This is a genomic window from Methylobacterium sp. E-065, assembly GCF_022829605.1.
GTDB lineage: Bacteria > Pseudomonadota > Alphaproteobacteria > Rhizobiales > Beijerinckiaceae > Methylobacterium.
Genome location: NZ_JAKSYD010000235.1, coordinates 39,661 through 65,901 on the forward strand (window position 1 = coordinate 39,661; position 26,241 = coordinate 65,901).

The window sequence follows — 26,241 nt, forward strand, 5'->3', positions numbered from 1 at the left end:
CGAACCGCCAGCTTGCTCGGACCAGCACCCCCGGTATCGTTGCCGGAGGCTAGAGAACTGACAAGAACATGCCCACAAACATCAAAACAAAACTCAGCAGCCTGTTCCTGTTTCTGCTTATCGCAGCTGCGATACAAGGCGGAATGACGATCACTCGAATGAAATTCGTCGATCATCAATTGACCGAACTGCTCGACAGGGCGATGCCATCCTTGGAGGCGGCGGAAACCATCAGCGCGCTGACTGTCAAGGCGCGTCTGCTGCAGGTGCGGGTCGCCACGGCGGACACGGAGGCCGACCGCGATGCGGGCCGCGCGGCGGTGGAAGACATGCTGAAGGATCGGGCCGCACGGGTCGAAGCCTACAAGGCCCGGATCGTCGCGCCGGACGAGCAGGCGCTCTTCGACACGCTGATCGCCAAGCTGAAGACCCAGACCTACGATTGGGATCGGTTGCGCGGCATGAGCCTTGGCCAGCGCGAGGCGGCGATGTCCTATTACCGGGGCGCCATGAACGCCCATTACCAGGACGCGTCGAAGGCCGCGCATGCGCTGGTGGAGCGGCATGTCCGGACCGTCGAGGAGACCGGCCGATCCGCCCGGGAGAGCCAAGCCAGCGCGGTCACGACGACCGTCGCGATCCTGGCCGGCATGCTGGTGGTCGGGCTGGGGGCGACGCTCTATGCGCTGCTCGGGGTCTCGCGCCCGATCACCGTGATGACCGACGCCATGCGCCGCCTCGCCGGGGGCGATGCGGATTCAGCGGTGCCCTATGCGGCGCGGCGGGACGAAATCGGCGCCATGTCGGCCGCCGTGCAGGTCTTCCGGCAGAACCTGATCCAGACCCGCGCCCTGGAGGCCGCGGCGGCCCGTAGCCGCGCGGAGGCCGAGGGAGAGCGCCGGCAGGCGATGCGCGACCTCGCGGAGCGGTTCGAAACCGCCATCGGCGGCATCGTCCGCACGGTCACGGCCGCGGCGACGCAACTTCAGGCAACGGCCCAGGCCCTCACCGCGACGGCGACCCGGACGGCCGACCGCTCCGGCGATGCGCGCATTGCCGCCGCGGAGGCCGCCGCCAACGTCAACACCGTGGCGGCGGCGGCCGAGGAACTCGGATCCTCGGTGGATGAGATCGGCCGTCAGGTGGTGGCCTCGGCGGATCTGGCGCAGGTCGCTGTCCGCAAGGCGGCCACGACCACCGGCTTGGTCCAGGAGCTGAGCACCGGAGCCCGGACGATCCGGGAGGTGGTGACGCTGATCGCGGAGATCGCCGGGCAGACCAACCTGCTGGCCTTGAACGCCACCATCGAGGCAGCCCGGGCCGGGGATGCCGGCAAGGGGTTCGCGGTGGTCGCCGCCGAGGTGAAGCAGCTCGCCGAGCAGACCGCGAAGGCCACCGGGGAGATCAGCCGGCAGATCGGCCAGATCCAGGGTTCGACCGATCACGCCGTCCGGGCCATCGACGGCATCGCCAGCCGGATCCGCGAAATCAACGCCACGGCGACCACGATCGCCAGCGCGGTGGCACAGCAGGGTGCGGCCACGCAGGAGATCGTCCGCAACGTCACCCAGGCGGCGTCCGGGACCGACATCGTCACGGCCAACATCACGGAGGTCGCCGGCGCGGCCGACGAGACCGGCGCAGCGGCCGGGCAGGTGCTGAGCGCGGCCTCCGAGATGGCCGAGCAGGCCGCCCGGCTCGGGTCCGAGGTCGAGCAATTTCTTGCGACCGTTCGGGCGGCCTGATCGGGCCCGTCAGGTCTCTCCGGCCTCGGACCACGCCCGCAGGCGCTCCAGCCACGCGTCCGAGGCCAGCACCGCCACGCCGGGCAGGAGCGACAGCGGCGTCACCCGCTCGACCCGGTCGCGCTCGCCCAGCCGCAGGCCACCGCGCCTTGCGTAGAGCCGCAGGATGTCAGCCAGTCGGCCCTCCTCGGGGGGCTCATTGCGGGCCACCGTCCGGATTTTTTCCACGATCTCATCGGTGGTGCATTCGACGATCCCGTCCGTGCCGACACGGTGGTCGCGCAGGCCCTCCTCGTAGAGCAGCCGCAGCGCCAGCAGCACCAGGGTCTCGTCCTTGCGCAGGCGCTCCGACATGATGTCGTGGCGTGGCGCGTCGGCGGCCGGGCTCAGGGAGACCATCTGATCCCGGTGCGAGACCGTCAGCGCGTAGCCCAGGCAGGCGAAATAGTCGGTGAAGAACGGCGCGTAGTGCCGGGCGAGTTCGTAGGAGCGGCCGATATTCGGGGTGTCGGCGTAGATCACCTGTCCCTTCAGCAGGACCTGGAGGGCGCGGCTGAGTTCCTCGGCGTCCGGCGCCCGGGCGCCGGGGGGCGCAGGCTCGTCGCCGTCGATGATGGCGCGGAATCCCTCAAGCACCGGGGCGGCGCTCCAGCACGAAATCCGGGCAGTCGAGCCAGCCATTGGCCACGCGCTCGGTCAGGCGGCTGACGGCGTAGCGCTCGCCGAGCCGCGCATCGAACAGCACGTCGATCTCACGCAGGCGCTGGAACACGATGAAGTCGTCGACGTCCTTGATCGCGATCTCGGAGCCGCGCAGCCGGATCGCCTTGCCGAGCCGGGCTTCCACGAAGGCCGTCATGCCCTCGGGCGTCACCGTGGTGCGGCGGCGGAACTCCGCCTTGGCGGCCGCAAAGGCATCGATCACGGGATCGTCCTCGATGTCGGGCAGGGGCTCCATGTCGATGGCGAGCTTGCGGGCGCGAGGCGTCTGAAGATGCGCGTGGCCGATCGGCGGGCGCAGCAGTGACACGTCGGCCGGCACGTCGGGGGCGATCTCGGCGCCGCCGACGGCCCGGAGCATCGCGGCGGCCCGCTCGACGCCGCCGGGGTTCGGCCGGTCCATAACGTGGAGCGCCGCGGCGATCCGGCGCTCCAGCCGCGCCACCACGGCATCGACCGCGTCGAGGTGGTTGTCGAGCCCCTCGAACACCGACAGGATCTGGGCGAGGTCGGCGCGCACCGCCCGCTGGGCAGCGTCGAGACCGGGGCTCCGGCCCTCGCGGATCAGGCCCTCGGCGAGCGCCCGGACCGTGAGGGCGTCGCGGAGCGCCCGCCCGGCCTCGCGGACCACGCTGGCGCGGAAGCGGAACGGGTTGAAGCGCGTGTGCAGCGTCCGGTAGTCGCTGATCAGGTGGCGCTCGACGAAATCCTCGAAGAACAACCGGAAGGTCTTGGCCCGGTCGGGCTCGCGCAGGATGCGCTCCTCGACCTTGCGCATCCCGGCGGCGAGGCCGCGCACGTGGGCCAGAAAGGCCGCCGAGGCCCGGGCGGCGTTCGCCAGGGCCTCGGACCGGCTGCCGGGATCCGAAAGGGCGCTCTCCAGCCCGCCCAGCACCTCCAGCACGGCGCCGCCATACGAGCGGGTCTCGCCCCGTTCGAGCCGCGACAGCTCCTCCAGCAGGAGCCGCGCCTCGGGGTCGAACTCCACCACCGGCACGTAGCGCTCACGGCGCTCGATCAGCCAGCCGGTGTCGAGCAGGCGCCGGTAGAGCGCGGTGCGGCGCTCGGTCGGATCGGCGGAGATCGGCTCGTCGCCGCTGACCTCGGGATCGCTCCAGCCGGCTGCGAAATCGCCGATCTCGGCGAGCAATTCGGCCTTGCGCACCGGCTCGGCCCCGAGGACGCGCCGGTGCAGGTGCAGCAGGAGAGCCGCGTTGAAGCCGCGGCTCGGGGCGGCCAGCGGCTTGAACAGCTCGTCGGGCAGCTGCGCGAACAGCATTCTCTTGGGACTCTCGCCGTCGCGCAGCGGTGACGTTACTTCGCGCCGAGGAGCTCGACGTCGAAGATCAGCGTGGCGTTCGGCGGGATCACGCCGCCGGCGCCCCGGGCGCCGTAGCCGAGCTGCGGCGGGATGATCAGGGTGCGCTTGCCGCCGGTCTTCATGGTGGCGACGCCCTCGTCCCAGCCCTTGATCACCTGACCGGCGCCGAGCGGGAAGCTGAAGGGCTGGTTGCGGTCGCGGGAAGAGTCGAACTTCTTGCCCTTCTTGCCGCCCTCATCGAGCCAGCCGGTATACTGGACGGTGACCTGCTGGCCGGCCTTCGGCTCAGGTCCGGTCCCGACGACCTCGTCCTGGTACTTCAGCCCGGAGGGCAGGGTGACAGTCTCGGCAGTTGCAGCTGTGCTCATGGCGATCAACGCGGCTCCGGCGATGAGGGTCAGGCGAGGCATGGTTTCTCCCTGGAGCCGGCGCCATGCGCGCCGGCCGTCGCCGCGCCTTCTAGCGACTCGCAAAGGTTGAGGCCAGGGCAGCCGCTTTTCCAGGGCGCAGTGCGGATCGCCGCGCACCGCCGCCTTTTCCCGGACAGGTGCAGCGCAGCGGAACCGGATCCGGGATCGAGCACCAAAAGCGCCGCGCAAGCGGCCCGGGTCGATCCAGATCGACGCTTCGCGACGTCTTGTGCTGGCTCCCGGGTCACATTCCGCTGGTGCTGTATGTACCCGGGAAAGGGACCGGTGCATTCGAATCTGCCATGAGCCTCGGAAAAGGGGCCTCACCCCGCCAACATCCCGGCGAGATAAATCACCAGCCGCCGAGCGACCTCGTCCTTGCCGAGTCGCGGCCAAGTCTCCACCGCGCCGTCCCGGTGGATCAGGTGAACCGCGTTGTCGGACCCGCCCATCACACCGCTCTCCGCCGAGACGTCGTTGGCCACGATCAGGTCGCAACCCTTGCGGGCGATCTTGGCCCGGGCATGGTCCAGCACGGCGTCGGTCTCCGCCGCAAAGCCGACCACGAGGGGCGGGCGCCCCGTGGACCGGCGGGCGATCGTGGCGAGGATGTCGGGATTCTCGGCGAGCGGCAGCGGCGCGGGGCCGATGCCGTCCTTCTTGATCTTCTTGGCGCCGGCCTCCTGCGCCGGGCGCCAATCCGCCACCGCGGCGGCGAAGATGGCCAGATCGGCCGGCAGCGCCGCCTCGACGGCGTCCAGCATCTCCCGGGCGGTCTCGACCCGAATGACGGCGACACCCGGCGGATCGGGGATCGCTACAGGCCCTGAAACCAACGTCACGGCGGCACCGGCCCGCGCGGCGGCTTCCGCGATGGCGTGGCCCTGGCGGCCGGAGGAGCGGTTGGCGATGTAGCGCACCGGGTCGATCGGCTCGTGGGTCGGGCCGGAGGTTACCAGCACCCGGCGGCCCGCGAGGGGCCGATCGACGCCCACCCCGAGCATCCGCTCCAGGGCGTCGGCGATCTCGTGGGGCTCGGCCATGCGGCCGGGGCCGGTCTCTGGCTCCGCCATCCGGCCGGCATTGGGGCCGACGATATGGACGCCGTCGCCCTCCAGGGTCGCGCGGTTGCGGCGAGTCGCCGGATGCGCCCACATCTGCACGTTCATGGCCGGCGCGATCAGGATCGGCAGGGTCGTGGCCAGCAGTATGGTGGTGGCGAGGTCCGCCGCATGGCCGCCCGCCATCCGGGCCATCAGGTTGGCGGTGGCAGGCGCCACCACCACGGCATCGGCCTGCCGGGCTAGCTTGATATGACCGATCTCGGCCTCGCTGGCGCGGTCGAACAGGTCGGTATGGGCCCGCTCGCCGGCCAACGCCGCGGCGGCCAGCGGCGTCACGAATTCCTGCGCCCCCGCGGTCAGGACCGGGCAGACGCTGGCGCCCCGCTCGCGCAGGCGCCGGATCAGGTCGAGGGCCTTATAGGCCGCGATACCCCCGCCGATGACGAGGAGGACGCGACGGTCGGCGAGGGTCTCGTTCATAGCGGAAACCCTCTGCGCGGCGCGACGCGCGCGTCAAGCGCCGCTCAGGCCGCCGCGGGGACGGCTGCCGTCTTCAGGCCACCGAACCGGCGCTCCCGGCTCCGGAATTCCGCCATCGCGGCGGCGAGATCCTCCGGGCCGTAGTCCGGCCACATCCGCTCGGTGAAGTGCAGCTCGGCATAGGCCGCCTCCCAGAGCAAGAAGTCGGACAGGCGCTGCTCGCCCCCGGTGCGGATCAGCAGATCGACCTCGACCGGCGAGCCGTGCATCGGGCCGGCCACGAGCGCGCCGAAATCCTCGCGTGTCACCGGCTCCTGCTCCTGGAGGTGCCGTGCCGCCGCGATGATCGCGTCGCGGGCGGAATAGTCGACGCAGATCCGCAGGTGCAGGCGGCGCCCCGCTTCGGTGGCGGCCTCCGCGGCCGTGATCGCCTCCGGAATGCCCGCCGGGAGCCGATCGCGGCGGCCCACGACGCTGAGCCGTGTACCGGTGCGGGCGAGCCTCTGGGTCTCGTTGCGCAGATAGGAACGCAGAAGCCGCATCAGACCGCCGACCTCTTCGGCCGGGCGCTGCCAGTTGTCGGCCGAGAAGGCGTAGAGGGTCAGCGTGCCGATCCCGAGATCCGGGCAGGCCTCGGCGGTCCGCCGGATCGCCTCGACGCCGCGGTGATGGCCGGCGAGCCGGGGAAGGCCGCGCTGCGTCGCCCAGCGCCCATTGCCGTCCATGATGATCGCGGCGTGCAGGGCCTTCGGCGCCGCCTCACTTTGCATCGTAAAGTCTCCCGGCCAGAGCGTATCGATGGAGTTTATCAGGACGACATTAACAGTCTTGGAACGGTGTAACGGTCTCACGCCGGTTTCGTGGCCGGATCGAGGCCGCGCCGGCCCGATTCCGGGCCGGACTCGGCGGCCTCCGCGGCGTCGCGGACGACCTGCTCCAAGACGCCGAGATAACCAATGAAGCGCTGCCGCCCGTTCGCGGTCAGCCGGCACACCGTCTGCGGGCGGTTCTGCGACAACCCCTTCTGCAGCGTGACGAAGTCGGCCTCGCTCAGAACCGCGAGGTGCCGACTCAGGTTGCCGTCGGTCAAGCCGCACAGCCGCTTCAAATCGGGGAAGGGCAGCCCCTTGGGGTGGGCCACCAGGGAGGTCAGCACGGAGAGCCGCGCCCGCTCGTGGATGATCCGGTGGAGCCCCTCGTAGGAGAAGCGGCCTACGTCGCGATCAGAGGCCATCATCGTAGGCCCGGGCGCCGTAATGAATGACCGCAGCCAGCCAGATCTGACCGACCAGGAAGGGCAGGCCCATGGCCCAGGGTGAGAGGACGCGCGTCTCTGCCGAGAAGGCCAGCACGCCCAGTCCGGCGAGCAGATACCACGCGCCCACGCCCTGAACGCCGCGCGGCAGGATCCGCGCCGAGGCGAACAGGCCAAGGCCGACCAGAACCTGCCAGAGGCCCGGCAGCATCCAGACCTCCTGAGGCGCGAACCGGGCGATCACCAGGGCGAGGCAGGCCCCCGCGCCGGCCGCCGGCAGGAAGACCTCGATGGCGTTCCACACCATGGCGTCGGCGAGGCCGGAATGCAGGCGGCGTGTCCGCCGCACCGCCTCGATGCCGATCATCGCGAAGGCCGCCAGAGCGGCCGCGACCCAGAGACCGAAGAACAGGCCGGTCCGGACCGCCGGATCGCCGAGCCACAGGGCCTGGCCCGCCGCGCAGGCCAGCGCGAGCCCGCCGGTGCCGGCGACCGTCGCCGCCCCCACGCCGCGAAACGCCGTATCGCGGGCGATCTGGGAGCGGATCGCCACGATGTCGGCCAAGGCCTTGTCCAGGTCCTGCATCCGCCTCACGCCCCGGGCTGCGCCGTACTTGATCGTGCTTTGCACCGCAAAGTAACGGTCCTTGCAATCCGTCGCAAGCCAATTCGACCGGCTCAACGGCCGGTTTTCCAAACATGAGATTAGCGAAGCGATCCGAAAATAACGCGAAAACTACCTGACGGTTGTATTCCGATGATCTCTTCCGGGATGAGCGGCAGCGCACCGGGACTCGGACGGTTCCTCCGGGCCCCGGCCGATCGGGCGCGGCGCGGCAAAACTCTCCGGCCAACAGGCTTCCGCGCGGCGGCCGCCCGGCCCATATTGGGCTCATGCCTGCTCCGAAGAAATCGCGCGCCGCGTCCGTGTCGAGCACGTCCGCCAAGGCGTCGAAGCCCGAGCTGAAGCCGCTCGACACCTATCTCGCCGCGCTGCTGAACCCGGCGCTCAACCGCAACAGGCCGGCGCCGATCGAGGCGCCGCCCGAGCCGCCCGCGCGCCCGGGCAAGCCCAAGGGGCGCGGCGGCAAGGGCGGGACTCCGCAAGCCGCCACGCGCCGGGCGGAGATCGCCCGCGACGGCTTCGCGGAGGCACCGCAGGCCGGCTACGCGCTGGGCGATGCCGCGGATGTCGATCCGCGCCTCGCACAGGCCCTCGGACTGACCCCGCCCGAGGACGGGCCGGCGCCGGAAGGCGCCGACCTGCCCGATCCCGGCGGCGATGGCGGCGCTTCGGCGACGGTCTCGGCCCTGGAGCGGCTGCTCATCGAGGGCAACCCGCTGTTCAAGGACGGCCAGACCTGGGTGCCGCACCGGCCGGATCGGCCGCAGAAATCCGAGGGAGGCCTCAGGTTCACGCTGAAATCCGAGTTCACGCCGGCCGGCGACCAGCCCAGGGCCATCGCCGAACTGGTCTCCGGCGTGCAGGCCCATGAGCGCGATCAGGTGCTGCTCGGCGTCACCGGCTCGGGCAAGACCTTCACGATGGCCAAGATCATCGAGGAGACCCAGCGCCCCGCCCTGATCCTGGCGCCCAACAAGACGCTGGCGGCGCAGCTCTACGGGGAATTCAAGTCGTTCTTCCCCGACAACGCCGTGGAATATTTCGTCTCCTATTACGATTACTACCAGCCCGAGGCCTATGTGCCGCGCTCGGACACGTTCATCGAGAAGGAATCCTCGATCAACGAGCAGATCGACCGGATGCGCCACTCCGCGACCCGCGCCCTGCTGGAGCGGGACGACGTGATCATCGTCGCCTCGGTCTCGTGCATCTACGGTATCGGCTCGGTCGAGACCTACACGGCGATGTCGTTCACCGTGTCCCTCGGCGAGCGGATCGAGCAGCGCCAGCTGATCGCCGATCTCGTGGCCCTGCAGTACAAGCGGATCCAGTCCGATTTCGCCCGCGGCACCTTCCGGGTACGCGGCGATTCGATCGAGCTGTGGCCGGCCCACTTGGAGGATCGCGGCTGGCGCATCGGCCTGTTCGGCGACGAGATTGAGAGCATCGTCGAGTTCGACCCGCTCACCGGCAAGACCCTCTCCGAACTGAAGTTCGTGAAGGTCTACGCCAACTCGCACTACGTCACGCCGCGCCCGACGCTGCAGCAGGCGATCAAGGGCATCAAGAACGAGCTGAACGGCCGGATCGAGGAGCTGACCAAGATGGGCCGGCTGATCGAGGCGCAACGCATCGACCAGCGCTGCACCTTCGACATCGAGATGATCGAGGCCACCGGCGCCTGCAACGGCATCGAGAACTATTCCCGCTATCTCACCGGGCGGAAACCTGGCGAGCCGCCACCGACGCTGTTCGAATATCTGCCCGACAACGCGCTCGTTTTCACCGACGAGAGCCACGTCACGGTGCCGCAAATCGGCGGCATGTACCGGGGCGACTTCCGCCGCAAGGCGACGCTGGCCGAATACGGCTTCCGGCTGCCCTCCTGTCTCGATAACCGCCCGCTCCGCTTCGAGGAGTGGGACGCGATGCGGCCGATGACGGTCCACGTCTCGGCGACGCCCGGCAAGTGGGAGATGGAGCAGACCGGCGGCGTGTTCGCCGAGCAGGTGATCCGCCCGACCGGCCTCGTCGATCCGGTGATCGAGATCCGCCCGGCGCGCTCCCAGGTCGACGACCTGCTGGGCGAGGTGCGCGAGGTGGCGCAGGCCGGCTACCGGACGCTGGTCACGACGCTGACCAAGCGCATGGCCGAGGATCTGACCGAGTACCTGCACGAGAACGGCGTGCGGGTGCGCTACATGCACTCCGACATCGACACGCTGGAGCGGATCGAGATCATCCGCGACCTGCGGCTCGGCGCCTTCGACGTGCTGATCGGCATCAACCTGCTGCGCGAGGGCCTCGACATTCCGGAATGCGCCCTGGTGGCGATCCTCGACGCCGACAAGGAAGGCTTTCTTCGTTCAGAAACGTCGCTGATCCAGACCATCGGCCGCGCGGCCCGCAACGCCGATGCCCGCTGCATCCTCTATGCGGACAACATCACCGGCTCGATGGAGCGGGCGATGGCCGAGACCGAGCGCCGCCGCGTCAAGCAGCTCGCCTACAACGCGGAGCACGGCATCACGCCGCAGAGCGTGAAGCGCGGCATCGCCGACATCCTGAGCAGCGTGTTCGAGCGCGACCACGTCCAGGTCGATACCGGGCTCGCCAAGGATGCGGTCACGATCGGCCATAACCTCAAGGCCGTGATGGCGGATCTGGAGAAGCGGATGCGCACGGCCGCCGCGGATCTCGACTTCGAGGAGGCGGCCCGCCTGCGCGACGAGCTCAAGCGGCTTCAGGCGACCGAGCTCCTGGTCTCGGACGACCCGATGGCCCGGCAGGGCGACGTGGAGCGCGAGGCCGGCAAGTTCGGCCGGAAAGCCCCGCGCGGGGCAGGGGGAAGCCGCATTTCCAAGCCCGACCTCGACAATATGGGCCCCGGCACCGACCGCGAGATGCCGGCCAACGCGGTGCCGTGGCAGGAGCGGCCCAAGCCTCGCTCGACCCAGGGGCTCGGCGGCCAGAAGCCGAAATACAAGGGCGGCGGCGGTCGCAAGCGGGGCTGACCGGCCGCCTCCGCGGTCTCAGGCGGCCTCGATATCGCGGTGCCGGGCAGCCTCCGACGCATCCATGATGGCCTGCGCGATGCAGGCTACGAGGGCATGGCACGCCTCGTCATAGGCATGGGGATCCGCCCGAACGGCTGCCTCCGCGATATCGCCTACCCGGTCCCGGGCGATCTGGCGCGCGAGGCGCAGCGCATCGGCATAGGGCTCATAAGGACGGGGCATCGTCGCTCCGGAAAAACCGGGCCGTCACGGACCGAGTGGCCGCTGCAACGAACAGCGCAGCCCAACAGTTCCCAGCACGGGTGGACGCGGATGACGCACCGGCCCGGATCGGCCCAAGACCTTCAAACCTCGAAACCATCCCAGCGAAGACGCGATGACAGCCGAGACCAACGCACGCCCCGCCCTCGACGACGACACCCTGGCCTTCGCGGCCCGGGTCTTCCAGTACGCCCGGATGGGCCACGCCGAAGAGCTCGCGGAGCTGTTCGGCCAGGGGCTTCCGGCGAACCTGCGCAACGACAAGGGCGACAGCCTGCTGATGCTGGCCGCCTATAACGGGCAGGCCGAGGCGACCCGGGTGATCCTGGAAGCCGGCGGCGACCCGGAACTCGCCAACGACCGCGGCCAGACCCCGCTCGCCGGCGTGGCCTTCAAGAACGATCTGGCGATCGCGCGGCTGCTGCTGCAGCACGGGGCCACGGTCGATGGCACCGGCGACGGCACCCGCACCGCCCTGATGACGGCGGCCATGTTCGACCGGACCGAGATGGTCGACCTGCTGCTCCAGCACGGGGCCGACCCGGACCGGCGCGACGGCTCCGGCCAGAGCGCCGCCGACATGGCCCGGGCCATGGGCGCGCAGGCGACGCCGGGTCAGCTCGACGGGGCGGCGCGGCCGGCAGGGTGAGCTCAGCCGGGATCGACCGGTGCTTCGTTGTTCGGCACGACTGCAAGGCTGAAGCCGAGCGCGGCGACAACCCGCTGCACGGTCTCGAGACTCGGATTGCCGGTTTGCGAAAGGGCCTTGTATAGGCTCTCGCGCCCGAGGCCGGTGGCTTCGGCGACGGCCGACATGCGTCCGGCGCGGGCGACATCGCCCAACGCCCGGCGGAAAGCCGCCGGGTCCTTCTCTTCCAGAGCGGCTGAGAGGTAGGCAGCCGCATCCTCGGGCGAGCGGAGATGCAGCGCGATTTCGAAGGGCCGCGTCGGGGTCTTCGGAGGGGACTCGGAAGGGGACTCGGAAGCCGCCATGGGCATATCCTCAAACTGTCAATGCGAGTTCACGAGCCCGCGCGATATCGCGCGCTTGGCTACCCTTGTCGCCGCCGCACAGCAGGATCACGATCGTGCCATCGTCCCGCTGGACGAAATAGATGCGGTAGCCCGGACCGCTATCGATCTTCATCTCGCTGACCCCGCCACCGACAGGGGCGACCGTCCCTGGGTTGCCCTCCTGGAACCGAACGATCCGCCGGAGGATTCTCGCTCGGCCGACGCGGTCGCGCAGGCCTTCGATCCACTGATCGAAGTAAGCCGTCGTCACGATCCGCGGCACTTGGAAAGTATCCCATAAGATACGTCTCGCCACAAAGCCATCAACGCCGAAGCGGGCGATCGTCCAACGCCGGCACGGGCAGCCGCGCGAACCCGGGAGATGAAACGCCGTGCCTCATCACGCCATCCTGAGGGGTAGGGGATGCTACCTGGCTTGCCTGGCGCTGTTCGCCACGCCGCTCGCGGCTTCCGCCACCGAGACGCCCTGGCCAGCCTTCGGGCATGATTCCAGCAACCGCAATTTTTCCGAGCTGACCCAGATCGACCGCGATTCGGTCGCTCGCTTACGCCCCGCCTGGATCTTCCAGACGGGCGTGACCGGCTACTTCCAGGCCCAGCCCGTCATGGTGGACGGGACGCTCTTCCTCTCCACCACGCAGAACAACGTCGCGGCCCTCGACGCGAAGACCGGCAAGCCGCTCTGGACCTACACCCACAAGCCGCGCACGGAAAAAATCTTCGGGCCGCCGTCCAACCGCGGGCTCGCGGTCTCCGGCGGGCTCGTCTTCGAGGCGACCATGGACGGGCGGCTGATCGCGCTGGACGCGAAGACCGGCACGATGGTCTGGGACAAGGAGGCGGTCCGCCCGGAGGAGGGCGAGACCGAGACCGCCTCCGGCCTGGCGGCCACACTCGGCGGCAAGCCGGTGCAGGGGTCGAGCCGGCTCGGCTTCAAGATGCCGCCGCTCGTCGCCGACGGGCTGGTGATCATTGGCGTCACCGGCGCCGGCTATGGCCTCCATATCGAGGATGCGGCGGGCGGCCTCGACGGCGGCGCGGTGGTCGGGATCGAGGGCGGCTATGGCCGACGCGGCTGGCTCGCCGCCTACGATGCCAAGACCGGGGAGGAGCGCTGGCGCTGGTACGTCACACCCTCGGAGAGCTGGGAGGGTGGCTTCGTGGAGAAGACCGCCGACGGCACGCCGCTTCACCGGGACATCGCCGCTGAGAAGGCCGCGGCCCCCGCCAACCGCGACGCGTGGCGTGTCGGCGGCGGCTCACTCTGGATGACACCGGCCTACGATGCCGATCTCGGCCTGATCTTCCTCGGCACCGGCAACCCGGCACCGCAGAATTTCGGCCTGTCGCGGCCGGGGGACAACCTCTACACGATGTGCCTCGTCGCCCTCGACGTGAAAACGGGCAAGCTGCGCTGGTACTATCAGCAGGTGCCGCACGACGAGTGGGGCTACGACGTCGCCGCGCCGCCCTTCCTGCTCGATGGCCCGAACGGCACCAAGGCCGTGGCCTCGGCGAGCAAGACCGGCTGGATCTACGTCCACGACCGCGCGACTGGGAAGCTGCTGGAGCGCTCGGCGCCGCTCCTCGACCAGAAGAACCTGTTCGCGCCGCCGACGCCGCAGGGCACCGTCGTGGCGCCCGGGCCCCTCGGCGCGGTCTCGTGGCCGCCGACCGCTTATGACGGGCGGCTGGCCTACGTGCAGGTCCGCCACGGAGCGACGACCTACACGGTGAAGACCGTGCCGGCCGCCGCGGGGCGGCCGGAGATCCGCTACACCGAGACCGGCGAGGCCAAGGGCGAGCCGTCCTTCAGCACGCTCACCGCCGTCGATCTCAACCACGGCGGCAAGATCGCGTGGTCGGTGCGGTCGGCGAGCCGGCTTTCGGGGGGTACTTTGGCGACCGCGGGCGGTCTCGTCTTCTCCGGCGAGGAGGATGGAAATCTGGACGCCCACGACGCGCGCGACGGCCGCGTGCTCTGGCGATTCCAGTGCGGCGCGGGGATCAGCGGACCGGCCATGACGTACGCGCTCGACGGCAAGCAATACGTGGCGGTGGCGGCGGGCGGCGCGTCCTACACCAAGGCGTCGGGCTTCGGGACCGGCGACGCAGTGCTGGTCTTCGCACTGCCCGATTGACCACGGCCGAGCTTGACCGGAAGAATTCGAGCCATAGGCGGGGACTCTTCCGGACCATGACAGAGGCGCAGAGCGCGGGCGACCGGGCGGAGGCCCAGCCGACGGATCGCGGGCCGCCGGTGATCCGCACCATCGCGATGCCGGCCGACACCAACCCGGCCGGCGACATCTTCGGCGGCTGGCTGATGGCCCAGATGGATCTGGCCGCCGGCAATGTCGCCGCGCGGCGCTCGCGTGGGCGCTGCGCCACCGTCGCGGTCGACGCGATCACCTTCCATCACCCGGTCTTCGTGGGCGACGAGGTCAGCCTCTACGCGTGGCTCGTCCAGGTCGGGCGCTCGTCCCTGCGCATCCAGGTCGAGGTCTGGCGGCGCGAGCGGGCCAGCGAGGCGACCATGAAGGTGACGGAGGCGACCTTCACCTTCGTGGCGATCGGCGACGACCGCCGCCCGCGGGCGGTGCCGCCGGAGGTGGTGGGGCGCTGAGCCTGGCAGCAGAGCCGTCGGCGGCATCCCCGGCCCGATCCGCGGATCGCCTCTTACCCACGTTGGCCCGGATCGCGCATGATGTCGATCAGTTCGGCTTTCGCAGCGCTGCCGGTTCGGCGCGCGTGGCCGGCGGCCGCACGTCCAGGGATCGGAACCACACGATGGCGCAGCGGTCGGGACACGACTTCAAGTTCGGCATCGAGGAGGAGTTCTTCCTCGCCAGCGCCCGTTCGCGGGGCGCGCCGCGCGCGTCGATCCAGGGTTTCCACGACGCGGCCAAACGTCTGGGTTCGGTCGAGCGGGAACTCCTCGAAAACGAGGTGGAGATCTGTTCGAAGCCGACGGCGAGCGTCGATGAGGCACGGGCGGCGCTCGGCGACCTGCGCGACAAGCTCCAAGCGACCGCCCGCGCGCACGGGCTCAAGCTGTTCGCCGCCGGCACGCACCCCACCGCAATCTGGTCGATCCAGAAGGAGACGGACAAGCCGCGCTACCGCGGGATGATGGACGACCTTCAGATCACCGGGCGACGCTCCGTGGTCGCCGGCATGCACGTCCATGTCGAGGTGCCGCGCCCCGAGAAGCGGGTCGACATCATGCGGCGGATCTATCCGTTCCTGCCGCTGCTGCTGGCCCTCTCGACGTCCTCGCCGTTCTATGACCGCCGTCGCACCGGCCTGCACGGCTACCGGTTGCGGGCCTACGCCGAGTTGCCGCGCACCGGCCTCCCCGAGCTGTTCGACGACGACGCCGATTACGCCCGGTATGTCCGGATCATGACCACAGCGGGTGCCGTGCCCGATCCGACGTACTTCTGGTGGCACATCCGTCCATCGATCCGATACCCGACCCTGGAGCTGCGCGTCGCCGACAGCTGCACGCGGCTGGACGACACCCTGACCGTCGCCCAGCTCTATCGCTGCCTCGTCCGTCTGCTCGACCGGCGCCCGGACATCCACGCCGGCCTGACCGGCGCCTCGCGCGGGTTCGTGATGGAGAACCTGTGGCGGGCCGAACGCGACGGCACGGGCGCGTCGCTGATCGACGAGACGGCCGAGCGCGCCGTCTCCGTCACCGAAGCCCTGGACGCACTGCTGGACCTGATCGCCGAGGACGCGGCCGCGCTGGGCTGCACGGCACAGGTGGCGCACGCCACCGTGATCGCCCGAAACGGCTCGAGCGCAGCCGGCCAGCTCGCCGCCTACACCACCGCCCGCGACGGCGGCGCCAGCGAGGGCGGGGCGTTGAAAGCGGTCATCGATTGGCTTGCACGGGAGACGGCGCCCCTGGGCTGACCGATCGATTGAGAGCGGTGAACGGGTCGCGACAGGGCCGTATTTTCCTCACCCCGCCGCCAGCGGGTAGCGCGTCCGCAGGCGCAGGCCGAACACCGCCATCATGAAGAGGCAGCAGGTGGCGTTGTTGCCGTTCCACAGCACCGTCTCGAACGAGGCCGAGACCAGCCCGAGGAACCACAGCCGCAGGAACAGCATCGTCTCCGCGTCGAGCCGGGCGCCGCCGGCCACGCGCTGCAGATCGCGCATCGGCGCGAGCACGAAGGCCGCCACGGTCAGCACGAGGAAGGGCAGGCCGCCGATCAGCGCCGTGTCGAGATAGGCGTTGTGGGCGTGATCGACGGTGTTGACCCAGGTCACCTCTTCGGAGCCGCCATACATGGTCCGCTCGGTCATCCAGAACGCGCCGATCCCCCAGCCGCGCCAGGGGCGGATCAGGATATTGTCGATGGCGAACTGCCAGATCTCGCTGCGGCCGGTGAAGGTCGCGTCGGTCAGCAGCGACCCGACCGCCTCCTGGATCGGCGGCACCAGCACCGAGCCGATCGAGACCAGCGAGAACCCGACCACCGGGCCCAGCAGCAGGAGGCGCCGGGCGAACCCGCCCGTCAGCACCTGACAGAGACCCGTGACGCCGAGGATCACCGGCAGCAGCAGGATGGCGGTCTTGGAGCCGCTCGCCAGCAGGAACCCGCCCGCCAGCAGCACGATGGCCCAGCCGAGGAACCGGTTGGCGGCCGTGGCGACGTAGAGGCCGACGATCACCAGGATCACCATGGCGGCGCCGGCTTCGTTCTTCTGCGGGAAGATCCCACGCCAGAGGCCCGGATGGCTCGGATCGGAATTGACGTCGAAGGCCGAATGGATGGCGAGGCTCGGCACGAAGGCGACCGCCAGATAGGACGAGAGCACGATCACCAGGGCCGCCCCGGCGAGGCTCAGGGCGAGCTGCCGCGGCGACCGGGCGACGATCAGAACCCCCGCCGAGAGCATCGCGGCGATCACGAACAGCGCCAGCCGACGCAGCGACAGGCTCGGCTCGATGGACAGCAGCGTCGTCAGGCCGAGCCAGACGGCACAGAGCACGAGCGGCCGGGTCATCAGCGGTTGGAGGTGCCGGACGCCGATCCGACGGATCGCCAATGCCATGGCGGTGCCGGCGGAGAGGAACAGCACCTGGGTCAGCAGGCTCCCGTCCTCGGAGGCCGCCAGGATCGACCGGTCGGACAGGTCCTTCAGCCAGACGTGGTTCCAGAGCAGGACGAAGACCGCCCCGTTGAGGAGCACGCGCAAAACGTCCGGCACGTCGCGGCCTGCGAGGCCGCGCTGCCGTCCGTCAGCCGGGATGCCAATTGCCGCGTCCGCAGAAGCCATGTCGTCCCACCGCTGAACCTGCGACCCGTCAGGTCCCACCAAGCGGCCGGGTCGTCCCACCCATCCCCTCATCCGGAGGTGCCCGCCGCCTCGGCGGGCCTCGAAGAAGGGCTCCAGCCAGCCGCGCGATCCCTGGAGGGCTTCTTCGAGGCCTTCGCTGCGCTTTGGCACCTCAGGATGAGGGGATTGGGTTGGACGCTTGTCGCTCCCGTCGTCGGCCGCAAACTCATCTTAGGCCCGCTTGCGCCCCGGGCGATGGCAAATCAAAAGTTGCGCCCAGAGATCGCGCGATAACCTTGACGAAGGCCTGCCGCCCTCAGCGCCGCATCGTGTACTGCGTCCGACCGGCGGATTGGCGCATCAGGAACGCCGCCATCTCGGCGAGTTCCGGCGCCTTGGAGCGGAAGGTCACCGACAGGGCGAGCAGCGTGTCCTTGTGGTCGAGGCCGGGATAGATCCGCTCCTGCACCGGCACGTGCTCGGCGCGCAGGCGGGCGGCGAGGCTCACCGTGTGCCGAGGCTTCACCACCGTGTCGGCTTCGCCGGTCGCCAGGAAGGCGGGGGGCGAGAGCGGGCCGACGAAGCTGCCCGGCTGGGTCGCGGCCAGATCGGGCGCCTTGCCGAACACCTTGGTCGTGGTGTCCTGATCGAGCGGCAGGAAGTCGTAGGGGCCCGACAGGCCCGCCACCGCCTTGATCGCCTTGGGATCGACGCCCGCCGCCATCACGTAGCGCGGGTCGAGGCCGAGCATCAGGGCGTTGTAGGCGCCGGCCGAATGGCCCGCCAACACGATCCGGCGCGGGTCGCCGCCATAGGCCGCGATGTTGTCGCGCACCCAGGCCAGTGCCGCCGCCCCGTCTTCCAGGAAGCCCGGGAAGGCGGTCTCCGGATAGAGCCGGTAGTCGGGCAGCACCGTGACGAAACCCTGGGCGGCGAGCGCATGACCGACGAAGGCATAGTCGTCCTTCGCGCCGCTCTGCCAGGAGCCACCGTAGAAGAACACCAGCACCGGAGCGTTCTCGGCGCCCGCCGTGGGGACGTAGACGTCGAGGCGCCGGCGGGGGCCTTCGCCGAAGGCCTGATCCTTCGCGGCGAGGCGCCCGCCGGGGTCGCGCGGGCCGATCGCGTCGAACAGGGCGAGCGGCGAGGCGGCGTTGAGGCCAAACGCCGCGAGTCCGAGGCAGAGCAGGCTGGCCAGCGCGGTGAGGAGTCGTGTCATATCCCGTCCGGTTGTCGCGACCGGCGCATACGGCACCGCTCTCGGGGCGGATTGATGACGCTCGCGCGGCGAAGCGCGAAAAATCAGGTCCGCAGCACGAAGCAGGCGCCGCCGACCTTCCGGATGCGGCCGCACAGGTCGTCGGCGGCCTGTCGGCTCTGGGCCGGGATGCGGATCCGGTAGAAAGCCCGGGTGCCGCGGTTGCGCAGCCGCGTCCCGATGATCATCGGCCGCACCTCGCCTATCACGCCCGCATAGGTGCTCCGCGCCCGGTTGAAACTCTGAAGCGCCAGTGACTTGGAGAAATTGCCGGCGAGCTGGATGCCCCAGGGCGCGGCCGGGCCCTCGTTGGCGCCCAACGCGAAGCGGTCGCCGCGGGACGGGATGCGCAGGCTGGCGGTGACCTGCAGGCAGGTCTGCGGTGCCTCCGGCTTGGCCGCCTTGGCGTCCTTCGTCTCAGGCTTTTCCGGCGCGCCGCCCTCCGGGTACTCGATCGCCTTGCCGGGGCCGGTCCGCCACGCGTCGGCCGGGACGCCCGTGATGGCGGCCACGTAGGCGCGGGTTTCCTCGGGCAGGCCGCCATCGCCCGCGAGCCACTTGCTCACCCGGCCGGCACCGCCGTTATAGGCCGCCGCCGCGAGGCCGAGATTGCCGAACTGGGTCTTCAGGTCCGCCAGCAAGTGGGCGGCGTGCGGGATCGCCTGCTCGGGGTCGAACGGGTCGAGGAGGCCGCGCTCCCGCGCCGTCCCGGGCATGAACTGGGCGACACCCTGCGCCCCGGCTCGGCTGACGACGCCCACGCGAAAACTGCTCTCGCGCCAGATCAGCCGCGTCAGGAACGGCACCGGCAGGCTGCGGGCCTTCGCGGATTCGTCGATCAGGCGGCACAGCGCCTGCTCCACGGTCTCGGTCGCCCCCTCGGAGGGGACGGCCCGAGCCGGGTGCGCCGCAACGCAGAGGAGGGCGAGGAGGGCGCCGAGGCGCAGGCGTGCGATAGTCACACCGGCGTTGTAGCGACCTTCGGTTGCGGATCAATTGATGCTGGTGGCCGCATGGAGCTCTGAGATGTAGTCCAGTCGAGCCGCTACGTGGCTTTTTCTTATGCTGGCTCCCGGATCGGGTTCCGCTACGCTCCACCCGTCCGGGACAGGGTGCGGCGAGGGATGAGGCGCGACGCTCTTTCCCGGGCGCATGCAGCGTCAGCGGAATGCGTCCCGGGACCCAGCACGAGACGCGCCGCGAAACGGCTCCATCAGGTCGCCACGCCGTCGGCTGACCAGGTCGGCGCATCGTCCCCAAGGCGGCGCGCCGCCCGCGCCCAGCGCATCGGGACGCCGGGTATCACCACCGGCGGCCGCAGCCGCCGCGCCGGCCCCCACGACGTCGCCTCGATCGCAGGCGCGAGATCCTCCGGCGCGACGACTGGGCAGGGGGGTTCGGGCTCAGCCGAACCGGCCTCGACGAGCAGCGCCGCCGTGCGGGCGAGGGAGAGCCGCGCCACGCCGCCGGACCCATCGGCGAGCCGGCGCGCCAGCAGCCGCAGAGCCGCCGCGGCCATCATGTAGCCGGTCGCGTGGTCAAGGGCCTGGACCGGCAGCGGCACCGGCTTGGCGGCCTGCTGCCACTCCTGCCCAGCCTGCGCGATGCCGGTGCTCATCTGCACGAGGCTGTCGAAGCCGCGCCGCCCGGCCCAGGGGCCGGTCCAACCGTAGGCGTCGAGGCAGACCTCCACGAGACCCGGCGCCAGGGCTCGCCGAGCCTCCGCACCATATCCGAGGCCGTCCAGGGCTCCGGGCCGATAGCCGTGGACCAGCACGTCCGCCCCCGCGAGCAGCGCCTCGAAGGTCCCCCGGTCGGCGTCGCGGCGCAGGTCGAGTCGGGCACAGGTCTTGCCGAGCGTCATCTCCGGCTCGATGGGGGCTTCGTTCCAGCCGGGCGGGTCGATCCGCAGCACATCCGCCCCGAAACCCGCAAGAAAACGCGTCGCCACCGGCCCGGCGATCACCCGCGTCAGGTCGAGCACGCGCAGGCCGGCGAGCGGACGCCCGGGCTGGGGTGTCCAAAGAGATCTAGACGGCGATCCGGATCGTCCGACGCCCGGGTCCACATGCACCAGCGGCTCGGTCGTCACCGCGCGGCCCTGCGGATGCGCCGCCCAGTCGGCGAGCCCGCGCATCTCGGCGGCACACCCGCCCTCGGCCAGGATCGCGGCCTCCAGCTCGGCCTTGGCCCAGCCCGACACCGCCCGCGCCATGCCGGCGCGATCAACTTGCGGACCAAGCACGCGCTCGGCCGCCGCCCGGTGGTGGGGCGCGTTGGTGTGGAGCCGGATCCAGCCGTCCCGGGTCTCGTAGTCGCCCGCGACCGGATCCCAGGGGTCGGGCACGCGCCAGCCCTCGGGCTCCAGCGACCGCGCGAACCAGAACGACGCGAGACGCCGGTCCACGGTGACCGCACCGGTCAGCCCCGCGACCTCCGCGAGCGCCAGCGCGGCCGCCCCGACCGAGCCGGCCGCCAGATCGCTCACCGCGAAGGCGGAGGGCAGGGCGCCGGTCCCGGTGACATGCAGCGTGTCGAGGGCGCCGGGCGGTCCGTCGAGCGCCTGCCAGATCCGGGCCGCGAAAGCGTGGGCGCCATCCGTCATCGCGATCTCCCGCGCGATCCGCCTGGGCCGGGCGGACCTTCTTCGCAGCAGGATAGACTAGGGCCGCCGGCCCGGCGCGCTATAAGGAGCCGCATGACGTTGGATGAATCCCAGCCGCTCCTCGCCGTCGAGGACCTGTCCGTCGCCTTCCGCTCGCGGGAGGGCGAGACCTGGGCGGTCGACGGCATCGGCTTCACCATCCGGCGCGGCGAGACGCTGGCGCTCGTCGGCGAATCGGGCTCCGGCAAGTCCGTGACGGCGCTGGCGATCCTGCGGCTGCTCGACGGGGCCGCGCGCCAGGGCGGGCGGATCCTGTTCAAGGGCCGCGACCTCACGAGCCTGCCGGAACGCGCGATGCGCGATGTCCGCGGCGCCGACATCACCATGGTTTTCCAAGAGCCCATGACCTCGCTCAACCCGCTCCACACGATCGAGCGGCAGATCGGCGAGGTGCTGGGCCTCCACCGCGGGCTCACCGGCAAGGCGGCCAAGCGCCGGATCCTCGAACTCCTCGATCTCGTCGGCCTACGCGACGCGGAAAGCCGGATGGGCGCCTATCCGCACGAACTCTCCGGCGGTCAGCGCCAGCGGGTGATGATCGCCATGGCGCTGGCCTGCGAGCCGGACCTGCTCGTCGCCGACGAGCCGACCACGGCTTTGGATGTCACCGTCCAGGCGCAGATCCTGGCGCTGCTCGCCGACCTGCAGAAGCGGCTCGGCATGGCGATGCTGTTCATCACCCACGATCTCGGCATCGTCGAGCGGATCGCCGACCGGGTCTGCGTGATGCTGAAGGGCAAGATCGTGGAGGCCGGCGAGACCAGGGCGGTGTTCGCCAACCCGCAGCACGCCTACACCCAGCGCCTGATCGCCTCCGAGCCGAAGGGCCGCGCCAACCCGATCCCGCCCGATGCCGCGCCGCTGCTCGAAGCCGGGCCGCTCAAGGTCTGGTTCCCCCTGAAGGCGGGCCTGCTCCGGCGGGTCGTCGGCCACGTCAAGGCGGTGGACGGGGTCTCGCTCAAGGTCCGTGCCGGAGAGACCGTGGGGGTCGTGGGCGAGTCCGGCTCCGGCAAGACCACGCTCGGCCTCGCCCTGCTGCGGCTGACCGCCTCTGAAGGGCCGATCGTGTTCCTGGGCCAGACCGTCGATGGCTTCTCCGTTGCGCAGATGCGGCCCTTGCGAAAAGACATGCAGGTGGTCTTCCAGGACCCCTACGGCTCACTCTCGCCGCGCATGTCGGTGGCCGATATCGTGGCCGAGGGGCTGGTGGTGCAGGGCGCCGTGCGCTCGCGGGCCGAGCGCCGGGCCGTGGTCTCAAAGGCGCTCACCGATGTCGGGCTCGACCCGGCCGCCATGGACCGCTACCCGCACGAATTCTCCGGCGGCCAGCGCCAGCGCATCGCCATCGCCCGGGCAATCGTGCTGAACCCGCGCTTCGTCGTGCTCGACGAGCCGACCTCGGCGCTGGACCGCTCGGTCCAGGCGCAGATCGTGACGCTGCTGCGCGACCTCCAGCGGGAGCGTGGCCTCGCCTACCTGTTCATCAGCCACGACCTGAAGGTGGTGCGGGCGCTCGCCAACTACGTGATGGTGATGCAGAACGGCCGCGTGGTCGAGGAAGGCCCCGCCGAGACGATCTTCTCCGATCCGCAGACCGCCTACACCCGGGCCCTGTTCAAGGCCGCCTTCGCGCTCGACAGCGACGCGCCGACCGAGCTGGAGCCCGCCTGACCGTGCCCCGTGCGCTGCTCATCGTCCTCGATTCCGTCGGGATCGGCGGCGCGCCGGATGCCGAAGCCTACGGCGATGCCGGCTCCGACACGCTCGGCCACATCGCGGAAGCCTGCGCGGCCGGACGCGGCGACCGGGCGGGGCTCCGCACCGGGCCGCTGCACCTGCCGCACCTCGCCGCCCTCGGGTTCGGGCTGGCCGCCGCCGGCGCCTCGGGCCGGATCCCGCCCGGTCTTGCACCCGTGGGTGTGCTCGAAGGCGCCTATGGGCATGCCGTGGAGACGGCCGCCGGCAAGGACACGCCGTCGGGCCATTGGGAGATCACCGGCCTGCCCCTGCTGGAGCCCTGGGGACACTTTCCCGAGACGCGGCCGGCCTTCCCGCCCGAACTCACCCAGGCGCTGATCGCGGAGGGTGGCCTGCCCGGCATCCTGGGGGATCGCCATGCGGCCGGCGTCGCCATCATCGACGAACTCGGCGCCGAGCATGTCCGGACCGGCCGGCCGATCTGCTACACCTCGGCCGACAGCGTCTTTCAGATCGCCGCCCACGAGGAGGCCTTTGGTCTGGAGCGGCTCTACGACCTCTGTCGCCTCGCACGGCGCCTGTGCGACCCCTACCGGGTCTGCCGGGTGATCGCCCGGCCCTTCGTGGGCTCGGCGGGGGCGGGCTTCCGCCGCACCGGCAACCGCAAGGATTTCGCGGTTGAGCCTCCGGGGGTCACGCTGCTCGACCGGGCCGAGGCGGCGGGCCGCGCCGTGGTGAGCGTCGGCAAGATCGGCGACATCTTCGCCCACCGGGCCACCGGCCGGGAGCTCAAGCCGGGGCCGAACGCCGCCTGCCTCACGGCGGGGCTCGACGCCCTGAAGGATCTGCCGGACGGCGGCCTGATCTTCGTCAACCTCGTGGATTTCGACACCGAGCACGGCCACCGCCGGGACGTGCCGGGCTACGCCGCCGAACTCGAAGCGTTCGATGCCCGGGTCTTCGAGATCAGGACGGCACTCCGGCCCGGCGATCTCGCGCTCATCACCGCCGATCACGGCAACGACCCGACCTGGGCCGGCACCGACCACACCCGCGAGCAGGTGCCGGTCCTGGCCTTCGGCCCCGGCGTGGCCGGCCGCTCCATCGGCCGGCGGGACAGCCTTGCGGATATCGGCGCCACGGTGGCGGCCCATCTCGGCCTGCCCTGGGACGGCGCCGGAACACCCTTCCTGTAGGAGGACACGATGCGGGACGACGACGACCGGCCGCGCAAGGCCGTCGCGCACGAGATCGGCCAGCCGCTGGATACCCTGTCGCTGGCGGATCTCGACGAACGCGTCGCGCTCCTGCGGGCGGAGATCGCCCGGATCGAGGCGGCACGGGCAGCCAAGCAAGCGGCGCAGGGGGCGGCCGACGCCTTCTTCAAGCGGAGCTGAGGCTTGGACCGGACCCAAACGCTCGCTTCCCTGCGACGCGGCGACCTCGTTGGCGCGCGTGAATTGCGCCTGCCGGACGGGCTGACGGAGGTGCCTCCGGAGGTCTTCGCGCTGGCCGACACGCTGGAGGTGCTGGACCTCGGCCGCGGCAGCCTGACCGACCTGCCGGCGGATCTCGGGCGGCTGCACCGGATGCGGGTGCTGTTCGCCTCGGGCAACCCGTTCGAACGCCTGCCGCCGGTGCTGGGCGATTGCCCGAGCTTGAGCCAGCTCGGCTTCCGTGGCTGCGGCATCCGCGAAGTGCCGGCCGAGGCGCTGCCGCGCGACCTGCGCTGGCTCATTCTCACCGACAATCGGATCGAGACCCTGCCGACGGCGCTCGGGGAACGGCCGCGCCTGCAAAAACTGATGCTGGCCGGCAACCGGCTCTCGACGCCGCCGGACAGCCTGTCGGCAGCCGACAACCTCGAATTGATCCGGCTCGCCTGCAACCGGCTCGACGCGCTGCCGCCCTGGCTGACGCGCCTGCCGCGCCTTGCCTGGATCGCCTATGCGGGCAACCCCGCCGAGCCCGTGACGGAACCGACCCCGGCGGCGCGGGTGCCGTGGGCGGAACTGGAGGTCGGTGAGCTCTTGGGAGAGGGGGCCTCGGGCCGGGTCCACCGGGCGGTCTGGCGCGGGCAGGCCGTGGCGCTGAAGCTGTTCAAAGGCGCGATGACGAGCGACGGCCGGCCCGCGCGCGAGATGGAAGCCTGCCTCGCCGCCGGCACGCATCCGGCGCTGACCGGGGCGCTCGGCCGGCTCGACGGCCATCCCGGTGGGGCCGAGGGGCTTCTGCTCCGGCTTCTCCCAGCGGATTGGCGCGTGCTGGCCGGGCCGCCGAGCCTCGCGAGCTGCAGCCGCGACGTCTACGCTCCGGATCTCAAGCTCGATCCGGAGCGGGCCCTGCGGATCGCGCGATCCGTTGCGGCGGCGGCGGCCCACCTGCACGGGCGCGGCCTGCTCCATGGCGATCTCTACGCGCACAACACGCTCTGGGAGGCCGGAACCGGCGCGGCCGTGCTCAGCGATTTCGGCGCCGCCTCGGCGCTGCCGGCCGGGCCAGACGGCGCGGCGCTGGCGCGGATCGAGGCGCGGGCGATGGGGATCCTGCTCAGCGAGCTGCTCGACCGCTGCGATGCGCCGCCCGCGGAGTTGCGATCTCTGGAACGGAGCTGCACGCAGCCCGACCCGGCCCTGCGGCCTACCCTGCAGGAGGTGGCTGCCGCGCTGGCGCGGATAGCGAGCTGAGCCCCGCCGCCGCCCTTCGGATCTCGGCCCGATAGCCTCAGTCCGGAATATCGGCTTGCCGGGGTGCCACCACGGCGAACAGGTCGCCGAGGGCGGCAAGGCTCGCCGCCTGGAGCTGGGCGGCGGGCACCACAGAGCCGTCCGGCCCGGGCAAGTCCCGCGTCGCCGTTGTGGAGGCCACGACGGTCGGGCGGAAGCCGAGGTTGAAGGCGCTGCGGGCGGTGGAATTCACGCACATATGCGTCATGAAGCCGGCCAGGACGAGGTCCTTCACGCCCGCCGCCTCCAGCCGCGCCTGGAGATCCGTACCCACGAAGGAACTCGGATAAGCCTTGGTGATCACCGGCTCGTCGCCCTGCGGCGCCACCTCCGGGCTGATCTGGCCGATCGGTGCGGTGACGTCGTAGGGCGAGCCCGGCCCGGCATCGTGGCGGATGTGGAAGACCGGGATACCGGCCGCGCGCGCCCGGGCCAGCAGATCCGCCGCCTCGCGGATCGCGGGCTCGACGCCGTCGAGGCGCATGATGCCCTCGCGGTAGGTCTGCTGCAGATCGATGAGCACGAGCGCCGAGCCCTTCAGGGCAGGGGGCTCCGGGCTGAGGCCCGACAGGCCGCGCAGGGTTGCGAGTTCGGACATTCGGGATCTCCCAGGGCGGCGCTCAGGAAGCGCGGCGGCCAGCGCGATGACGCCGGATGCTATAC

The 26,241-nt window shown here is 70.8% G+C and carries 25 protein-coding genes; 10 read left to right on the forward strand and 15 right to left on the reverse strand.

Annotation, left to right across the window (positions count from 1 at the left end; all coding sequences use genetic code 11):
• Positions 1 to 68: 68 nt before the first annotated feature.
• Positions 69 to 1,745 carry a methyl-accepting chemotaxis protein gene (locus tag MKK84_RS27510; RefSeq protein ID WP_243925174.1) on the forward strand — a complete coding sequence of 559 codons (1,677 nt, stop codon included), beginning with the start codon at positions 69 to 71 and terminating at the stop codon, positions 1,743 to 1,745.
• A gap of 9 nt (positions 1,746 to 1,754) precedes the next feature.
• On the opposite strand, the gene MKK84_RS27515 is transcribed toward MKK84_RS27510, so the two are convergent.
• From MKK84_RS27515 to MKK84_RS27545, 7 genes are all read right to left on the reverse strand, one after another.
• Positions 1,755 to 2,381: a DUF4194 domain-containing protein gene (locus tag MKK84_RS27515; RefSeq protein WP_243925176.1), complete on the reverse strand. Its 627-nt coding sequence runs from the start codon at positions 2,379 to 2,381 to the stop codon at positions 1,755 to 1,757.
• Positions 2,374 to 3,744 (reverse strand): Wadjet anti-phage system protein JetA family protein, encoded by a 1,371-nt coding sequence (locus MKK84_RS27520; protein WP_243925178.1) that lies wholly within the window; start codon positions 3,742 to 3,744, stop codon positions 2,374 to 2,376. The genes MKK84_RS27515 and MKK84_RS27520 overlap by 8 nt, the downstream gene beginning before the upstream one ends.
• 35 nt (positions 3,745 to 3,779) lie before the next feature.
• Positions 3,780 to 4,196 (reverse strand): FKBP-type peptidyl-prolyl cis-trans isomerase, encoded by a 417-nt coding sequence (locus MKK84_RS27525; protein ID WP_243925185.1) that lies wholly within the window; start codon positions 4,194 to 4,196, stop codon positions 3,780 to 3,782.
• Positions 4,197 to 4,519: 323 nt separating this feature from the next.
• Positions 4,520 to 5,740, reverse strand: coding sequence for a bifunctional phosphopantothenoylcysteine decarboxylase/phosphopantothenate--cysteine ligase CoaBC (coaBC, locus tag MKK84_RS27530; RefSeq protein WP_243925187.1), 1,221 nt, complete (start codon positions 5,738 to 5,740; stop codon positions 4,520 to 4,522).
• Positions 5,741 to 5,784: 44 nt separating this feature from the next.
• On the reverse strand, positions 5,785 to 6,510 hold the full coding sequence (locus tag MKK84_RS27535; RefSeq protein ID WP_243925189.1) for a di-trans,poly-cis-decaprenylcistransferase: 726 nt from the start codon (positions 6,508 to 6,510) through the stop codon (positions 5,785 to 5,787).
• 77 nt (positions 6,511 to 6,587) lie between these two features.
• Positions 6,588 to 6,977 (reverse strand): transcriptional regulator, encoded by a 390-nt coding sequence (locus MKK84_RS27540; RefSeq protein ID WP_243925191.1) that lies wholly within the window; start codon positions 6,975 to 6,977, stop codon positions 6,588 to 6,590.
• The gene (locus tag MKK84_RS27545; protein WP_243925256.1) at positions 6,964 to 7,581 is read right to left on the reverse strand and encodes a hypothetical protein; all 618 of its coding nucleotides are present in this window, start codon (positions 7,579 to 7,581) and stop codon (positions 6,964 to 6,966) included. Before MKK84_RS27545 ends, MKK84_RS27540 begins: the two co-directional genes overlap by 14 nt.
• Before the next feature lie 308 nt (positions 7,582 to 7,889).
• Here MKK84_RS27545 and uvrB point away from each other — a divergent pair, with 308 nt between their 5' ends.
• Complete coding sequence (gene uvrB / locus MKK84_RS27550) at positions 7,890 to 10,634, forward strand: excinuclease ABC subunit UvrB (RefSeq protein WP_243925193.1); 2,745 nt, start codon at positions 7,890 to 7,892, stop codon at positions 10,632 to 10,634.
• An 18-nt stretch (positions 10,635 to 10,652) separates the two neighbouring features.
• On the opposite strand, the gene MKK84_RS27555 is transcribed toward uvrB, so the two are convergent.
• Entirely contained in the window at positions 10,653 to 10,859 is a 207-nt protein-coding gene (locus tag MKK84_RS27555) for a hypothetical protein (protein WP_243925195.1), read from the reverse strand.
• 154 nt (positions 10,860 to 11,013) lie between these two features.
• Here MKK84_RS27555 and MKK84_RS27560 point away from each other — a divergent pair, with 154 nt between their 5' ends.
• The gene (locus tag MKK84_RS27560; RefSeq protein ID WP_243925197.1) at positions 11,014 to 11,547 is read left to right on the forward strand and encodes an ankyrin repeat domain-containing protein; all 534 of its coding nucleotides are present in this window, start codon (positions 11,014 to 11,016) and stop codon (positions 11,545 to 11,547) included.
• Positions 11,548 to 11,549: 2 nt separating this feature from the next.
• Here the strand turns inward: MKK84_RS27560 and MKK84_RS27565 are convergent, their stop codons facing one another.
• Together MKK84_RS27565 and MKK84_RS27570 are read right to left on the reverse strand one after the other, a co-directional pair.
• On the reverse strand, positions 11,550 to 11,891 hold the full coding sequence (locus tag MKK84_RS27565) for an addiction module antidote protein (RefSeq protein WP_243925199.1): 342 nt from the start codon (positions 11,889 to 11,891) through the stop codon (positions 11,550 to 11,552).
• Positions 11,892 to 11,901: 10 nt separating this feature from the next.
• Positions 11,902 to 12,195: a type II toxin-antitoxin system RelE/ParE family toxin gene (locus tag MKK84_RS27570; RefSeq protein WP_243925201.1), complete on the reverse strand. Its 294-nt coding sequence runs from the start codon at positions 12,193 to 12,195 to the stop codon at positions 11,902 to 11,904.
• Positions 12,196 to 12,343: 148 nt separating this feature from the next.
• Here MKK84_RS27570 and MKK84_RS27575 point away from each other — a divergent pair, with 148 nt between their 5' ends.
• From MKK84_RS27575 to MKK84_RS27585, 3 genes are all read left to right on the forward strand, one after another.
• Positions 12,344 to 14,074 (forward strand): pyrroloquinoline quinone-dependent dehydrogenase, encoded by a 1,731-nt coding sequence (locus MKK84_RS27575; protein ID WP_243925257.1) that lies wholly within the window; start codon positions 12,344 to 12,346, stop codon positions 14,072 to 14,074.
• Between the two features lie 56 nt (positions 14,075 to 14,130).
• The gene (locus MKK84_RS27580; protein ID WP_243925202.1) at positions 14,131 to 14,559 is read left to right on the forward strand and encodes an acyl-CoA thioesterase; all 429 of its coding nucleotides are present in this window, start codon (positions 14,131 to 14,133) and stop codon (positions 14,557 to 14,559) included.
• A gap of 164 nt (positions 14,560 to 14,723) precedes the next feature.
• Positions 14,724 to 15,857, forward strand: a complete 1,134-nt coding sequence (locus MKK84_RS27585; RefSeq protein WP_243925211.1) for a carboxylate-amine ligase — start codon at positions 14,724 to 14,726, stop codon at positions 15,855 to 15,857.
• A gap of 48 nt (positions 15,858 to 15,905) precedes the next feature.
• On the opposite strand, the gene MKK84_RS27590 is transcribed toward MKK84_RS27585, so the two are convergent.
• The 4 genes from MKK84_RS27590 to MKK84_RS27605 all read right to left on the reverse strand — a co-directional run bounded on the left by MKK84_RS27590 (position 15,906) and on the right by MKK84_RS27605 (position 21,094).
• A complete protein-coding gene (locus tag MKK84_RS27590) occupies positions 15,906 to 17,231 on the reverse strand; it encodes an O-antigen ligase family protein (RefSeq protein WP_243925222.1) in 1,326 nt (441 codons plus the stop codon).
• Positions 17,232 to 17,547: 316 nt separating this feature from the next.
• On the reverse strand, positions 17,548 to 18,450 hold the full coding sequence (locus MKK84_RS27595) for an alpha/beta hydrolase (RefSeq protein ID WP_243925224.1): 903 nt from the start codon (positions 18,448 to 18,450) through the stop codon (positions 17,548 to 17,550).
• Between the two features lie 83 nt (positions 18,451 to 18,533).
• Entirely contained in the window at positions 18,534 to 19,445 is a 912-nt protein-coding gene (locus tag MKK84_RS27600) for a lytic transglycosylase domain-containing protein (protein ID WP_243925258.1), read from the reverse strand.
• Between the two features lie 257 nt (positions 19,446 to 19,702).
• The gene (locus MKK84_RS27605; RefSeq protein WP_243925226.1) at positions 19,703 to 21,094 is read right to left on the reverse strand and encodes a CoA transferase; all 1,392 of its coding nucleotides are present in this window, start codon (positions 21,092 to 21,094) and stop codon (positions 19,703 to 19,705) included.
• Between the two features lie 93 nt (positions 21,095 to 21,187).
• Between MKK84_RS27605 and MKK84_RS27610 the strand changes: the two genes are divergently transcribed.
• Genes MKK84_RS27610 through MKK84_RS27625 form a run of 4 tightly spaced genes read left to right on the forward strand, consistent with a single transcriptional unit; the run spans position 21,188 to position 25,539 of the window.
• Positions 21,188 to 22,825, forward strand: coding sequence for an ABC transporter ATP-binding protein (locus MKK84_RS27610; protein ID WP_243925227.1), 1,638 nt, complete (start codon positions 21,188 to 21,190; stop codon positions 22,823 to 22,825).
• Positions 22,826 to 22,827: 2 nt separating this feature from the next.
• Positions 22,828 to 24,048, forward strand: a complete 1,221-nt coding sequence (locus MKK84_RS27615; protein WP_243925229.1) for a phosphopentomutase — start codon at positions 22,828 to 22,830, stop codon at positions 24,046 to 24,048.
• 9 nt (positions 24,049 to 24,057) lie between these two features.
• Complete coding sequence (locus MKK84_RS27620) at positions 24,058 to 24,249, forward strand: DUF1192 domain-containing protein (RefSeq protein ID WP_243925231.1); 192 nt, start codon at positions 24,058 to 24,060, stop codon at positions 24,247 to 24,249.
• Between the two features lie 3 nt (positions 24,250 to 24,252).
• Positions 24,253 to 25,539: a leucine-rich repeat-containing protein kinase family protein gene (locus MKK84_RS27625; protein WP_243925232.1), complete on the forward strand. Its 1,287-nt coding sequence runs from the start codon at positions 24,253 to 24,255 to the stop codon at positions 25,537 to 25,539.
• A gap of 37 nt (positions 25,540 to 25,576) precedes the next feature.
• Here MKK84_RS27625 and MKK84_RS27630 read toward each other — a convergent pair whose 3' ends face one another.
• On the reverse strand, positions 25,577 to 26,176 hold the full coding sequence (locus MKK84_RS27630) for a cysteine hydrolase family protein (RefSeq protein WP_243925233.1): 600 nt from the start codon (positions 26,174 to 26,176) through the stop codon (positions 25,577 to 25,579).
• Positions 26,177 to 26,241: the final 65 nt, after the last annotated feature.